The organism is Enterobacter cloacae complex sp. SHL021, assembly GCF_049237765.1.
Classification (GTDB): domain Bacteria; phylum Pseudomonadota; class Gammaproteobacteria; order Enterobacterales; family Enterobacteriaceae; genus Enterobacter; species Enterobacter cloacae.
On the sequence record NZ_JBMKJG010000005.1, the window covers coordinates 34207 to 48542 of the forward strand.

Annotated in this window: 14 protein-coding genes; 10 read left to right on the forward strand and 4 right to left on the reverse strand. The window is 55.3% G+C overall.

Going from position 1 to position 14336, the window contains the following annotated elements:
* The first annotated feature begins 347 nt into the window (after positions 1-347).
* The 4 genes from qseE (at position 348) to glnB (ending at position 4257) form a co-directional block, all read left to right on the forward strand.
* Entirely contained in the window at positions 348-1775 is a 1428-nt protein-coding gene (gene qseE / locus ACOTZF_RS06195; RefSeq protein WP_421636056.1) for a two component system sensor histidine kinase QseE/GlrK, read from the forward strand.
* 1 nt (position 1776) lies between these two features.
* A complete protein-coding gene (gene qseG, locus ACOTZF_RS06200; protein ID WP_061771661.1) occupies positions 1777-2514 on the forward strand; it encodes a two-component system QseEF-associated lipoprotein QseG in 738 nt (245 codons plus the stop codon).
* Positions 2501-3838: a two-component system response regulator GlrR gene (glrR, locus tag ACOTZF_RS06205; RefSeq protein ID WP_013098304.1), complete on the forward strand. Its 1338-nt coding sequence runs from the start codon at positions 2501-2503 to the stop codon at positions 3836-3838. Before qseG ends, glrR begins: the two co-directional genes overlap by 14 nt.
* Before the next feature lie 80 nt (positions 3839-3918).
* The gene (gene glnB / locus ACOTZF_RS06210) at positions 3919-4257 is read left to right on the forward strand and encodes a nitrogen regulatory protein P-II (protein WP_003860685.1); all 339 of its coding nucleotides are present in this window, start codon (positions 3919-3921) and stop codon (positions 4255-4257) included.
* A gap of 81 nt (positions 4258-4338) precedes the next feature.
* Here glnB and hmpA read toward each other — a convergent pair whose 3' ends face one another.
* Positions 4339-5529, reverse strand: coding sequence for an NO-inducible flavohemoprotein (gene hmpA, locus ACOTZF_RS06215; RefSeq protein ID WP_020690045.1), 1191 nt, complete (start codon positions 5527-5529; stop codon positions 4339-4341).
* 303 nt (positions 5530-5832) lie between these two features.
* Here hmpA and glyA point away from each other — a divergent pair, with 303 nt between their 5' ends.
* Positions 5833-7086 (forward strand): serine hydroxymethyltransferase, encoded by a 1254-nt coding sequence (gene glyA / locus ACOTZF_RS06220; protein WP_013098302.1) that lies wholly within the window; start codon positions 5833-5835, stop codon positions 7084-7086.
* A gap of 52 nt (positions 7087-7138) precedes the next feature.
* Here glyA and ACOTZF_RS06225 read toward each other — a convergent pair whose 3' ends face one another.
* Entirely contained in the window at positions 7139-7561 is a 423-nt protein-coding gene (locus ACOTZF_RS06225) for a DoxX family protein (protein ID WP_013098301.1), read from the reverse strand.
* Positions 7562-7733: 172 nt separating this feature from the next.
* On the opposite strand from ACOTZF_RS06225, the gene ACOTZF_RS06230 reads away from it, so the two are divergent.
* On the forward strand, positions 7734-8873 hold the full coding sequence (locus ACOTZF_RS06230) for a 3-phenylpropionate MFS transporter (RefSeq protein ID WP_020690043.1): 1140 nt from the start codon (positions 7734-7736) through the stop codon (positions 8871-8873).
* On the opposite strand, the gene csiE is transcribed toward ACOTZF_RS06230, so the two are convergent.
* Positions 8874-10151, reverse strand: a complete 1278-nt coding sequence (csiE, locus tag ACOTZF_RS06235; protein WP_038420396.1) for a stationary phase inducible protein CsiE — start codon at positions 10149-10151, stop codon at positions 8874-8876.
* A 125-nt stretch (positions 10152-10276) separates the two neighbouring features.
* Here csiE and ACOTZF_RS06240 point away from each other — a divergent pair, with 125 nt between their 5' ends.
* Positions 10277-10915, forward strand: a complete 639-nt coding sequence (locus ACOTZF_RS06240; RefSeq protein ID WP_023620117.1) for a DUF1007 family protein — start codon at positions 10277-10279, stop codon at positions 10913-10915.
* Entirely contained in the window at positions 10906-11886 is a 981-nt protein-coding gene (locus ACOTZF_RS06245) for a nickel/cobalt transporter (protein ID WP_058680651.1), read from the forward strand. The genes ACOTZF_RS06240 and ACOTZF_RS06245 overlap by 10 nt, the downstream gene beginning before the upstream one ends.
* 61 nt (positions 11887-11947) lie before the next feature.
* Here the strand turns inward: ACOTZF_RS06245 and suhB are convergent, their stop codons facing one another.
* Entirely contained in the window at positions 11948-12751 is an 804-nt protein-coding gene (gene suhB, locus ACOTZF_RS06250) for an inositol-1-monophosphatase (protein WP_013098296.1), read from the reverse strand.
* Between the two features lie 131 nt (positions 12752-12882).
* Between suhB and trmJ the strand changes: the two genes are divergently transcribed.
* Positions 12883-13608, forward strand: coding sequence for a tRNA (cytosine(32)/uridine(32)-2'-O)-methyltransferase TrmJ (gene trmJ / locus ACOTZF_RS06255; protein ID WP_013098295.1), 726 nt, complete (start codon positions 12883-12885; stop codon positions 13606-13608).
* Between the two features lie 236 nt (positions 13609-13844).
* Positions 13845-14336, forward strand: a complete 492-nt coding sequence (iscR, locus tag ACOTZF_RS06260) for a Fe-S cluster assembly transcriptional regulator IscR (protein ID WP_013098294.1) — start codon at positions 13845-13847, stop codon at positions 14334-14336.

Consider the following 14336-nt stretch of genomic DNA (forward strand, 5'->3'; position numbering starts at 1 on the left):
ATCATTCAGCGAGCAATTAACGGTGGAAACCCATAAATTATATAAATATCAATGCGATAATATATTTATTTGCATTCTGGCACATCTATTGCATAATATTAATCAGTGGCTCATTCACCTTCTTATGTCAGCCCCTTCGGGACGTGCTACATAAACTTCGAATGACGCACAAAAAGGTGCCTGCCGTCCAACTACTGATCATAGCGTTGCTTTATCAGGACAGGGCGAAACGTCGAGTTAGGCACCGCCTCATTCCATGACAAAGCCGGGTTTTTACCCGGCTTTGTTGTATCTGAAGGGCAGACTCAGTTACGCTCTCCTCAAACCCATTCAAAGAGAGTAATGCGTTGAAACGCTGGCCCGTTTTCCCCCGTTCCCTGCGTCAACTCGTAATGATGGCCTTTTTGCTGATCCTGCTGCCTTTACTGATTCTGGCCTGGCAGGCGTGGCAAAGCCTGAACGCGCTCAGTGCCCAGGCGGCACTAACTAACCGCACGACGCTCATTGACGCCAGACGCAGTGAGGCGATGACCAACGCCGCGCTGGAGATGGAGCGTAGCTATCGTCAGTATTGCGTGCTTGACGATCGCACGCTGGAAAAGGTCTACCAGAATCAGCGTAAACGCTATAGCGAGATGCTGGATGCGCATGCCGGCGTGTTGCCGGACGATAAGCTCTACCAGGCATTACGTCAGGATTTGAACGATCTGGCCCAGTTGCAGTGTAAGAACAGTGGCCCTGATGCCGCCGCAGCCGCTCGCCTTGAAGCCTTTGCCAATGCCAATGCTGAGATGGTGCAGTCTACCCGTGCGGTGATTTTCTCTCGCGGTCAGCAACTGCAGCAGGAGATTGCCGAACGCGGTCAGTTCTTTGGCTGGCAGGCGCTGGTGCTGTTCCTGGTCAGCCTCGCGCTGGTGTTACTTTTTACCCGAATGATCATCGGCCCGGTGAAGGGCATCCAGCGGATGATCAATCGTCTGGGGGAGGGGAAATCACTGGGCGATACGGTGGCCTTTAAAGGCCCGCGCGAGTTGCGTTCCGTGGGGCAGCGGATTATCTGGCTTTCGGAGCGCCTGTCGTGGCTGGAATCCCAGCGTCACCAGTTTTTACGTCATATTTCCCACGAGCTTAAAACGCCGCTGGCCAGCATGCGCGAAGGCACGGAATTGCTGGCAGACGAAGTGGCGGGGCCGATGACGGTGGAGCAGAAAGAGATTGTTGAGATCCTCGACGCCAGCAGCCGCAATCTGCAGAAATTAATTGAGCAACTGCTCGATTATAACCGCAAGCTGGCGGATGGAGAGGTCGTCCTTGAAAATGTCGAGATTGAGCCGCTGGTGGATATGGTGATCTCTGCCCACAGCTTGCCTGCAAGAGCTAAAATGATGCATACCGGGGTGACGCTGAATGAGCCAACCTGCCTGGCTGAACCGATGTTATTGATGAGCGTTCTGGATAATCTTTATTCCAATGCGGTGCACTATGGTACTGAATCCGGTAACATTTATATCCGAAGCTATACGAATGGTTCACGGGTCTTTATTGATGTCGCCAACACCGGCACCCCGATCCCCGATGACGAAAGAGAGATGATATTTGAACCCTTCTTCCAGGGAAGTCATCAGCGAAAAGGTGCGGTTAAAGGAAGCGGTCTGGGGTTAAGTATCGCCCGGGACTGTATACGACGCATGCAGGGGGAGCTAAACATTGTCACGGATGAACGTTCCGATGTTTGCTTCCGTATCGAACTGCCCCTGAGCCGGAAAAACCAATAAAATGAAGCTATGTCTGGTGAGTATGTCACACGTCTTTTTCCGCGCCATACGCGCGGTGTTTTCCCGTAAAACGTTGCGCCTGAGTCTGCCTTGTTTATTGCTGGCGGGGTGTGTTTCCCATGTGCCAAAAAGTGCCATTAGCGATAAACAGGAAGATAAATGGCCAGAGAATCAGCTGGCAGATTTTCTCTCAACCCGCTGCGACGACATCTGGAACCTGTCGGGGCATGACGTCGAAACCAATCCTCTGTTCTGGCTACGCGGAATAGACTGCGCGCAGCGTCTGGCTCCGGTTGAAGCCCGCTCAAAAGCGGCGATGCTGGACGACGATACCTGGCAGGACGCCTTCAAGCGCGGAATATTGCTTGGGGATGCCAAAATTACCCCTGTCGAACGACGCACGAACGTCACGCGGCTCGACACCTTTGTGGCATATCTTCCCGCTCAGGTACGCCCTGTTTACCAGCTCTGGCGCGATGGGCAGACATTACAACTTCAGCTGTCTGAAGAGCGCTCCCGTTACAGCAAGCTGCAACAGTCAACCGACAGCGAGCTGGATACCCTGCGTCAACAGCAACAACATTTGCGTACGCAACTGGATACCACGACGCGTAAGCTGGAGAACCTGACCGATATCGAAAGACAGCTCTCGTCGCGTAAATATCAGCCTGGGAGTTCATCTGCTGCACCGGACAGCGATACACCGAAACAAGAGGATGTGAAGCATGACGAGCCGTAAACCTGCCCATCTCCTGCTGGTGGATGACGATCCCGGTTTACTCAAGCTGTTGGGAATGCGTCTGGTCAGTGAAGGCTACAGCGTCGTGACGGCTGAAAGCGGGCTGGAGGGGCTCAAAATTCTCGCCCGGGAGAAAATTGACCTGGTGATAAGCGACCTGCGGATGGATGAAATGGATGGCCTGCAACTGTTCGCGGAGATCCAGAAGCAGCAGCCGGGCATGCCGGTGATTATCCTGACGGCGCATGGCTCGATCCCGGATGCCGTCGCGGCGACACAGCAGGGGGTATTCAGCTTCCTGACCAAGCCGGTGGACAAAGACGCGCTGTATAAGGCCATCGACAGTGCGCTGGAACATGCTGCCCCGTCGAGCGATGAGGCGTGGCGGGAGCCGATTGTCACGCGTAGCCCCATCATGCTGCGTCTGCTGGAACAGGCCAGGATGGTGGCGCAGTCTGACGTCAGCGTCCTGATTAACGGGCAGAGTGGCACCGGGAAAGAGATCCTGGCACAGGCCATCCATAATGCCAGCCCGCGCAGCAAAAACGCCTTTATTGCCATTAACTGCGGCGCACTGCCTGAACAACTGCTCGAATCTGAACTGTTCGGCCACGCCCGCGGTGCGTTCACCGGTGCAGTCAGCAGTCGGGAAGGCCTATTCCAGGCGGCGGAAGGCGGTACGCTTTTCCTGGACGAGATTGGCGACATGCCTGCGCCGCTGCAGGTCAAATTACTGCGCGTGCTGCAGGAGCGAAAAGTGCGCCCGTTGGGCAGCAACCGCGATATCGACATTAACGTGCGCATCATCTCCGCCACGCACCGTGATTTACCAAAGGTGATGGCGCGCAATGAGTTTCGTGAAGATCTCTACTACCGCCTGAACGTCGTGAACCTGAAAATTCCGGCGCTGGCCGAGCGTGCGGAAGATATCCCTTTGCTGGCGAATCACCTGCTGCGCCAGTCTGCGGATCGCCACAAACCGTTTGTGCGGGCGTTTTCCACCGATGCGATGAAGCGGCTGATGGCCGCAAGCTGGCCGGGAAACGTGCGCCAGCTGGTCAACGTGATAGAGCAGTGCGTGGCGCTGACGTCGTCACCTGTCATCAGTGACGCGCTGGTGGAGCAGGCGCTGGAAGGCGAGAACACGGCACTGCCGACGTTTGCCGAAGCGCGTAACCAGTTCGAGCTAAACTATCTGCGTAAGCTGTTGCAGATCACCAAAGGTAACGTGACCCACGCGGCACGCATGGCCGGACGCAACCGCACCGAGTTCTATAAGCTGCTGTCACGCCATGAGCTGGAAGCCAACGATTTTAAAGAGTAGTACCGCAAACTTCGAATGAATATGATACTGTGAGCAATCGATTACGACGCGGCTTACAGGCAAGAGTTTAAGGACCCACCATGAAAAAGATTGATGCGATTATTAAACCTTTCAAACTGGATGATGTACGTGAAGCACTGGCGGAAGTGGGCATCACCGGTATGACCGTGACCGAAGTGAAAGGTTTTGGTCGTCAGAAGGGCCACACCGAGCTTTACCGTGGTGCAGAGTACATGGTGGACTTTCTGCCGAAAGTGAAAATTGAAATCGTGGTAAGCGACGATATTGTCGATACCTGTGTGGATACCATTATTCGTACGGCGCAAACGGGTAAAATTGGCGACGGTAAAATCTTCGTCTTTGACGTGGCGCGCGTCATCCGTATCCGTACCGGCGAAGAAGACGACGCTGCGATTTAACATTGCCAGCGGTTTTGCAGACCGGGTCAGGCGCAGCCGCCATCCGGCAAAAAAAGCCCCTCGAACGAGGGGCTTTTTGTATTACAGCACTTTATGTGGACCAAAACATTCGTAATGGATGTTGTCTTTATTGACGCCCAGCTCAACCAGCTGTTTCGCGGCATACTGCATAAACGCCACCGGACCGCAGACGTAGAATTGCATCTCCGGCGCGCTGAACGCACCTTCATGCTGGCGTAAATCCATCAACCCTTCGCTGTCAAAGCGGGCCGCTGTACGATCGGCATCCGTTGGCAGACGATACCAGGTGTGCGCGGTGAAACGCGGCAGGGTAGCACCCAGCGTTTTCACCTCATCAGCAAAGGCGTGCACATCCCCGTTTTCAGCGGCGTGGAACCAGTTAACCTGCGCGCTGTGGCTGGATTTCGCCAGCGTGTCCAGCATCGCCAGCATTGGCGTTTGACCCACACCCGCAGAGATCAGCGTCACCGGGGTATTTGCCTCAACGGCCATAAAGAAATCGCCCGCCGGCGCAGCCAGATGAACCACGTCGCCCACGCTGGCTTCGTTATGCAGCCAGCTGGAAACCTGACCGCCGTCCTCGCGTTTCACAGCAATACGGTAGCCTTTGCCGTTTGGCTTACGGGTGAGGGAGTACTGGCGGATCTCCTGATGCGGGAAACCTTCAGGCTTCAGCCAGACGCCGAGATACTGCCCCGGCTGATAATCGGCAACGGGTTGACCATCCACCGGCTCGAACTCAAAACTGGTAATCAGCGCGCTACGCGGCGTTTTCTCAACAATGCGGAAGGCACGGGTCCCTTCCCAGCCACCGTTCTTGCTGGCGTTTTCGCTGTAGATCTGCGCTTCTCGGTTGATAAAGACGTTTGCCAGCACGCCGTAAGCTTTGCCCCAGGCGTCCAGTACCTCCTGGCCCGGGCTGAACATCTCGTCCAGCGTCGCCAGCAGGTGACCGCCCACAATGTTGTACTGCTCGGGTTTGATCTGGAAACTGGTATGCTTCTGCGCGATTTTCTCCACCGCAGGCAGCAGGGCTGGCAGATTTTCTATGTTGCTGGCGTAGGCCGCGATGGCATTGAAAAGCGCTTCCCGCTGATCGCCGTTACGCTGGTTACTCATGTTGAAAATCTCTTTCAACTCCGGGTTGTGCGCGAACATGCGGTCGTAGAAATGAGCGGTGAGCTTAGGGCCTGTCTCCACCAGCAGGGGAATGGTGGCTTTAACGGTAGCGATGGTTTGAGCGTCGAGCATGAGCGCGTCCTTCTGATGTGAACTTAATGGTGTATTTTAAATGCATCTTATAAAAATAACCCTGCGATGTAAATGGTTCTTTGCAAGATGAAATATATGCATCACAAACCTGAAAAGAAATCCGTTGAAAATGACGAGGGCTTTATTCCTCAAACCCTTGTGTGGCGTAAAGGAAAACGTTTGCGTAAATTCGTTTGTCAAGACCTGTTATCACAGAACTATTCAGTTATACTGTTGCCCGTCGTCCAACAGGACTGCCTTTTCAGGCCAAATTTTACTTGTTAGCTGAGTCAGGAGATGCGGATGTTAAAGCGTGAAATGAACATTGCCGATTATGATGCCGAACTGTGGCAGGCTATGGAGCAGGAAAAAGTACGTCAGGAAGAGCACATCGAACTGATCGCCTCCGAGAACTACACCAGCCCGCGCGTCATGCAGGCGCAGGGTTCTCAGCTGACCAACAAATATGCTGAAGGTTACCCAGGCAAGCGCTACTACGGCGGTTGCGAGTACGTTGATATCGTTGAGCAACTGGCGATTGACCGTGCGAAAGAACTCTTTGGCGCTGACTACGCTAACGTCCAGCCGCACTCCGGCTCTCAGGCAAACTTCGCGGTCTACACCGCGCTGCTGCAGCCGGGCGATACCGTTCTGGGTATGAACCTGGCGCAGGGCGGTCACCTGACTCACGGCTCCCCGGTTAACTTCTCTGGCAAACTGTACAACATCATCCCTTACGGTATTGATGAGTCAGGCAAAATTGACTACGAAGACATGGCGAAGCAGGCTAAAGAGCACAAGCCGAAGATGATCATCGGTGGTTTCTCTGCTTACTCCGGTATCGTTGACTGGGCAAAAATGCGTGAAATCGCAGACAGCATCGGTGCTTACCTGTTCGTGGATATGGCGCACGTTGCCGGTCTTATCGCCGCGGGCGTTTACCCGAACCCGGTTCCTCATGCTCACGTTGTGACCACCACCACGCACAAAACCCTGGCGGGTCCACGCGGTGGCCTGATCCTGGCGAAAGGCGGCGATGAAGAGCTGTACAAAAAACTGAACTCCGCTGTGTTCCCAAGCGCACAGGGCGGCCCGCTGATGCACGTGATCGCGGCAAAAGCTGTCGCGCTGAAAGAAGCGATGGAGCCAGAGTTCAAAGTCTACCAGCAGCAGGTTGCCAAAAACGCCAAAGCGATGGTGGAAGTGTTCCTGAACCGTGGTTACAAAGTGGTGTCCGGCGGTACTGAAAACCACCTGTTCCTGCTGGATCTGGTTGATAAGAACCTGACCGGTAAAGAAGCTGACGCCGCCCTGGGCCGCGCCAACATCACCGTGAACAAGAACAGCGTACCAAACGATCCGAAGAGTCCGTTCGTGACCTCCGGTATCCGTATCGGTTCTCCGGCTGTTACTCGCCGCGGTTTCAAAGAAGCGGAAGTGAAAGAGCTGGCTGGCTGGATGTGTGACGTTCTGGACAACATCAATGACGAAGCGGTTATTGAGCGCGTAAAAGCGAAAGTTCTGGATATCTGCGCACGCTTCCCGGTATACGCATAATTCTTCTGCTTAGCAGAAATAAAAAGGCCGCGTTTGCGGCCTTTTTTATGTCTTAACGTCGGTCGAGGGATATTGCTCCCGGTCCCACAATGGCCAGCAGGATAAATGCGCCCGCAATACTGACGTTCTTGTAGAAATTAATCATATTCGGCACAACCGCATCCCCGGTCATGTCCCAGTAATGGTGACCAATAACTGCCGTGCCCAGCGTGTAGAACACAAACAATACGGCGAGAGGTCGGGTGAAAAAGCCCAGCACGATCAGGATGGCGGCAGGGACTTCCATCACCACGGCGATAATGGCCGCCAGCATGGGCATTGGCGCGCCAAGCGACGTCATATATTGTACGGTGCCGTTAAACCCCGTCAGTTTTGGATAGCCGAAGATAATAAAGAGTACGACAAGCGCGATACGGGCAATCAACAACAACAGGTGGCGTGACTGACCGAAATCGAAATAGCGAAGTGAGTTCATGGCAGAAAACCTCTGCAAGTGGAGTAATTTAAACGTAATACACATTTTCGTTCCCTGCCATAAGCCAGACGACTGCACTGAATGTTAATTTTTCGTTAATTTATAGCAGGCTATCTACTTGCTTAATTTTTATATTCTCGCCAGACTATGGCCTCCATTTCGGGAGGGATTCATGGTCTTGCATTCCACGCGCTGGCTGGCGCTCAGCTATTTCACCTATTTCTTTAGTTACGGTATTTTTCTGCCTTTCTGGAGCGTCTGGCTCAAGGGAATTGGCCTTACTCCGGAAACCATCGGTGTCCTGCTGGGGGCGGGGCTGGTGGCGCGTTTCCTTGGCAGCCTGCTGATTGCACCGCGCGTCAGCGATCCCTCCTTACTCATCAAAGCGGTGCGTATTCTTGCCTTGTTAACGCTGGTCTTTGTGGCCTGCTTCTGGGTCAGCCATCAGTTTGCCTGGCTGATGGTGGTGATGGTCGGCTTTAACCTGTTCTTCTCCCCGCTGGTTCCCCTGACGGACGCCCTGGCAAACACCTGGCAAAAGCAGATCACCATGGACTACGGTCGCGTGCGCCTGTGGGGCTCCATTGCGTTTGTGATTGGCTCTGCGCTGGTGGGGAAACTGGTCAGCCTTTACGATTACCACGCCATTCTGGCCCTGCTAAGCATCGGTATCGCCTCGATGTTGCTGGGCATGCTGCTGCGACCGTCAGTCATGCCGCAAGGCGAAAGTCGCCATCAGGAAAGCGCAGGTTGGCCCGCCTGGCGAAGCCTGGTGGCGCAAAGCTGGCGTTTTCTGGCCTGCGTCTGCCTGCTTCAGGGGGCGCATGCGGCGTATTACGGCTTCAGCGCCATTTACTGGCAGGGCGCCGGTTACTCTGCCTCTGCCGTGGGCTACCTGTGGTCGCTTGGCGTAGTGGCCGAAGTGATTATCTTTGCGCTCAGCAAGAAACTGTTTCGCCGCTTCGGCGCGCGCGACCTGCTGCTGCTCTCCGCCGTGTGTGGCGTGGCGCGGTGGGGCATTATGGGCTGGACGACCGAACTGCCCTGGCTGATCGTGGCGCAAATTCTGCACTGCGGCACCTTTACCGTCTGCCATCTGGCGGCCATGCGCTATATCGCCGCGCGTGAAGGCGGGGATGTGATTCGCTTGCAGGCGGTCTATTCTGCGGTGGCGATGGGCGGCAGCATTGCCGTGATGACGGTCTTTGCGGGCTTCCTGTATCAACATCTGGGACACGGCGTGTTCTGGGTAATGGCACTGGTCGCGCTACCGGCGATGTTTATTCGCCCGAAAGTGGCCGCGCGCGCCTGACTACGATTCCAGCATAGCGCGAATATGTTCTTGCTGCTGTGCGTTTAGCGATTCCACGGCGTGGATCAGCGGCGGCGAGAACAGGGGCAGGGCGGTGGGGTAAGGAGTAATAACCAGCGCCGCTTCGCGCGGAGCCCCCTCTTTCTGAAAAGCCTGCAGCGTCAGATAACGAATATTGAGCGGCAGCAGCGTTAGTTCGCGTAGCTGCTGTTCAATCACCTCTTCACAGGATTTGTCCTCTCCGGTTAATAACACCACCTGTTTTTCGTGCAGATCGGTCTCCTGCATCAGCCAGGCACCAAAAATCACCGCCACCAGACTCATCTCTTCATCAGAAAAACGCAGGCCAAACTCCACCTCCAGCTCAAACAACGCCTCCTTGGTGGTGCGTAACAGACGGGGATAAAGGCGATGGATCTCTTCTGGCAGGCTGTTGTCGATGCCGATCTCAAACAGCGACCGGTCCAGCGCCTGTGCCAGATGAACGTAGAGCTGATCGGTCAGCCCTTGTTCATCGCTGAAGTTCATTCCTGTCTGGGCGCGAAAACGGGCAATCATCCGCACGATGGCCCGGCGCAGACGCTGATCCTGCTGATGTTTATCGAGCACCGGATCGGGCGTGCGCAGCATCATAAACAGCAGCGCGAGGAACAATTGTTCGTCGCTGTGGGTGCCCTGCGGCACGCGGCGTTTCCAGTGACGCACAATTTCCTGCGCCGTAAAGTATTCCCCTCGCGACTGTGTCCAGTTGCGCTGAACGGGGGAAAACTGCGGCGTATTGCCCAGGTGATGCTGGATCAGACAATACTGCAAGAAGAGCTGTAAAAACTGCACGTCACGGCAGTCAAAGGGGCGCTGTAGCTTTCGGGAACAGAAGCTGATCAACGCCCGCAGATTCGTATCGTCATAAAGCGGACGCGCGATGCCCTGCTGTTTAAGCGCGGTTTTAAGCGCCGGGGTAAACTGTTGCGAAACAAAATGTGGGCACAGGCGGAGCGCCCTGCGCAGCCAGTGCAGCAGACATAAACGCTGATTCAGGACCGTACCTTCAATCCGGTAGCTGCCGTCATGGTGCGTGACAATGTCCAGCCGGTGATAGCGCTGGATTTCATCGCGCGTCTCGGCTATATCTTGCCGTGCCATGGCGTCGTCCACGCCGTTGGTTGCGATTATGCTCTGTGCGGTGACGGCAGCATCGGGCAGGTAAAGCATCAAAAGCACCTGGCAGCGGCGCTGCGAACTGGAAAGCACAGATGGAATTTCAAGCGTTGTCATCATCTGTTGGGTATCCAGTGTGAATGTCTGGTAAGAATAGCTAAAGGATCGACGCTGAAAAGCGTACCGGCAGCCCTTTCACTCAGGATTGCTGGCGAACATCACAGAATTTTTGACGTGAGGAATTGATGCAAACAGTTAAACACAGCGCGATGGCGTTATTTTTGGCGGTTATCACTTTCACCGCCGGCGCGCATCCTCACAGTTTTATCAGTCTCAAAACCGAGCTGGTGACTGACGGAACCCAGTTGAGCGGCCTGAAAATGCGCTGGACGATGGATGAAATCACCTCGGCCGATCTCCTGTATGACGCGGGAAATGCAAAGCCAGGCGATGAGATCTGGAAAAAGCTGGCGGCGGAGGTCATGGCCAACGTGCTGGGACAGCACTACTTCACCGAGTTCTGGCATAACGGACAAAAGGTGAAGTTTATGAATCGCCCGACGGAGTACGGCATGTCGCGCGACGGTCATCAGGCGGTGCTGACGTTTGTTCTCCCGCTGGCGCATCCTCAGCCGCTGGCAGGACAGACGTATACCTTTTCCACCTTCGACCCCACCTATTACGTCGATATGAGCTATGCGAAGGAGAGTGACGTGACGCTACCGACTACCCTGCAAAAATCCTGCAAACTCGCTGTTCATACGCCAAAACCCAGCGAAGAGACGCTCAACTTCGCCGTCTCTCTGGATAAAGAGGATGCCCCTCCTGAAGATATGGAACTGGGTAAACAATTTGCACAGCAGGTGACGTTACAATGTCAGTGATCGCCTCTTCCGCCCGCAAACCACGTCGCTGGCTTCATCTCTGGCCGCTGGCGCTCTTTTTATTGTTGGCCGTGTGCGGCGCGCTGTGGTTAAGGCAGGCCTGGCCGCAGGTGATGATGAAAAGCATTCTCTGGCAGCGTGACGTTAACCAGCAGATGAGCGGGTTACTCAAGGCGGTGGCGGATAACCCGACAAAAGCAGGTGGTTCCCTGCTGGCATTCAGTTTTGTCTACGGGGTGCTGCATGCGCTGGGGCCGGGGCACGGCAAGATTGTGATCGCTACCTGGCTTGCCACGCATCCCTCGAAGCTGAAATCGAGCATCGGTCTGACGCTGGCCTCTTCGCTGCTGCAGGGCGGCGTCGCTATCGGGCTGGTAGTGGTCGTCCTCTCGCTGTTACAGCTTCCCGCTCGTCAGCTGCACCTGAGCAGTTTCTGGCTGGAGAAGGGAAGTTATGCGCTGGTGGGCGTGCTGGGGGTGATTCTCTGCTGGCGGGCGCTGAAAAAACTGCGCGTCCTGCTGCAAAAGCCAACCTTCAAATCCTTTACGCCACATCATGTCCATGATGCCCACTGCGGCTGCGGACATCAGCATCTGCCTACGCAGGCGCAGTTGCAGAGCGGCGACGACTGGCGTGCGCGGGTGATGATTGTTCTTTCAATGGGGATGCGACCATGTTCAGGCGCGATCATGGTGCTGCTGTTCAGCAAAGTGATTGGCGTATTCGGCTGGGGCATGCTCTCTGCGCTGGCTATGGCGGCAGGAACGTCCCTGACCATTTCGTCACTGGCATTACTGGTTCACAGCTTCCGTCAACTGGCGGTAAAACTCAGCGGCAATAAGACGCCGGTGCTGTGGCGACAGGTAGGCTGGACGACGCTCGCGCTGGCGGGCGGGGTGATTCTGCTGGTAGCGGCGGTGACGATGTGGATGAGTGCGGTGCCGGTGGGAAGGGGATTGCGACCGTTTTAGTAGGGTGCGGTCTGATGTCCTCACCCTGACCCTCTCCCACAGGGAGAGGGAATTACCGGGATTAACGCTTCAGTGCATCGCTCAGTTCATCACGCATGTTTGCCAGCATGGCTTTAACAACGCGTGGGTTACCTGCAACGATGTTGCCGGTAGACATATAGTTATGGCCGCCGGTGAAATCGCATACCAGTGCGCCTGCTTCACGCGCGATCAGCTCGCCCGCAGCAAAGTCCCACGGCTTAAGCGCCAGTTCGAAGTAACCGTCAACGCGGCCGGTCGCCACGTAGGCCAGATCCAACGCGGCAGAGCCGGTGCGACGGAAGTCCGCGCATTCGGTGAACAGTTTGCCGAGGATATTCATGTAGGTGGTTGCGTGCTGTTTCGCCTTGAACGGGAAACCGGTCGCCAGAATGGTGCCGTCCAGATCGCGTGCATTGCTGCAGCGCAGACGGTAACCGTTCAGCTGCGCGCCCTGACCGCGGGTAGCGGTGAACAGTTCGTTACGCATTGGATCATAAACAACGGCGACTTCAGTACGGCCTTTAATGCGTACTGCGATAGACACAGAGAAGTGTGGCAGGCGTTTAACGAAGTTGGTGGTGCCATCCAGTGGATCGATAACCCATTGAACATCCTGATCGGTACCTTCATGTTCACCGCTTTCTTCGGTGATGATGGTGTGCTGTGGGTAAGATTTGCGGATCGTTTCGATAATAATCGCTTCTGCGGCTTTATCGACGTTAGTCACGAAATCATTGCTGCCTTTCTGGCTGGTTTCTACGGAGTCTGGCGTTTCGTAGTGTTTGGCAATTACATTACCCGCCTTGCGCGCTGCGCGCACGGCGATGGTCAGCATCGGATGCATCGGTCTCTCTCACTGGATGTTAAAGAACAGGAAAATCGGCGCAGAGTATAGCAGCGGGATCGGAATATGTCTCTCGTTTATGATAATATGCCCGAATATTCTTTAGACACTGAATTCAGACATCCAAAACTATGCTGCAAAACATTCGAATCGTGCTGGTCGAAACATCGCATACCGGCAATATGGGCTCCGTTGCCCGCGCTATGAAAACCATGGGCTTAACGAATCTGTGGCTGGTTAATCCGCTGGTGAAACCGGACTCTCAGGCCATCGCACTGGCCGCCGGTGCCAGCGACGTGATTGGCAACGCGCAAATTGTTGATACCCTGGACGAAGCGCTGGCGGGTTGCAGTCTGGTCGTCGGTACCAGCGCGCGTTCCCGTACGCTGCCGTGGCCAATGCTGGACCCGCGCGAATGCGGCCTGAAAAGTGTCTCAGAAGCGGAACAGGCGCCTGTGGCGCTGGTGTTTGGGCGTGAGCGCGTCGGCCTGACCAATGACGAACTGCAGAAGTGCCATTACCACGTCGCGATTGCGGCGAACCCGGAATACAGCTCGCTGAACCTGGCGATGGCGGTACAGGTCATTGCCTACGAAGTGCGGATGGCCTGGCTGGCGACCCAGGAGAAAGTGGCAGAACCGAAAGAAGAGACCGCCTATCCGCTGGTGGACGATCTGGAGCGCTTCTATGGTCACCTGGAGCAGACGCTGCTCTCTACCGGTTTTATCCGCGAAGGCCATCCGGGGCAGGTGATGAATAAGCTGCGTCGTCTGTTCACCCGTGCGCGCCCGGAAAGCCAGGAGCTGAACATCCTGCGTGGAATTCTGGCGTCGATTGAGCAGAAGAATAAAGAGTAGTGTCGTCTGTTCGCCGGGTGGCGCTGCGCTTACCCGGCCTACAAAACCCGTAGGCCCGTGCAAGCGCAGCGCCGCCGGGCAAAAGAATACGGCACGGAAGGTTAAATACCTGACTAAAACAGTCAAGTAAATAGTTGACCAATTTAGTCAGGAATGTCAGACTTGGCCCTGCTATGCAATACCCCATTTTACTATAAAAAACCCCGGGCAGGGGCGAGTTTGAGGTTAAGTAAGACATGAGACTGACATCTAAAGGGCGTTATGCCGTAACCGCGATGCTGGACGTTGCGCTCAACTCCGAAGCGGGCCCGGTTCCGTTGGCTGATATTTCTGAACGACAAGGGATCTCCCTCTCTTATCTGGAACAGCTGTTCTCCAGACTGCGTAAAAATGGACTGGTTTCCAGCGTTCGTGGCCCAGGCGGCGGTTATCTGCTGGGTAAAGACGCGGGCAGTATTGCGGTTGGCGAAGTCATTAGTGCGGTTGACGAATCCGTTGACGCGACCCGTTGCCAGGGGAAAGGTGGCTGCCAGGGCGGCGATAAGTGCCTGACCCACGCTCTGTGGCGCGATCTGAGCGACCGCCTGACCGGCTTCCTGAACAACATCACCCTCGGTGAACTGGTGAATAACCAGGAAGTTCTGGATGTATCGGGCCGTCAGCACAGCCAGGAATCTCAACGCAGCACCCGCGCGCAGGACGCTATCGACGTTAAATTACGCGCGTAA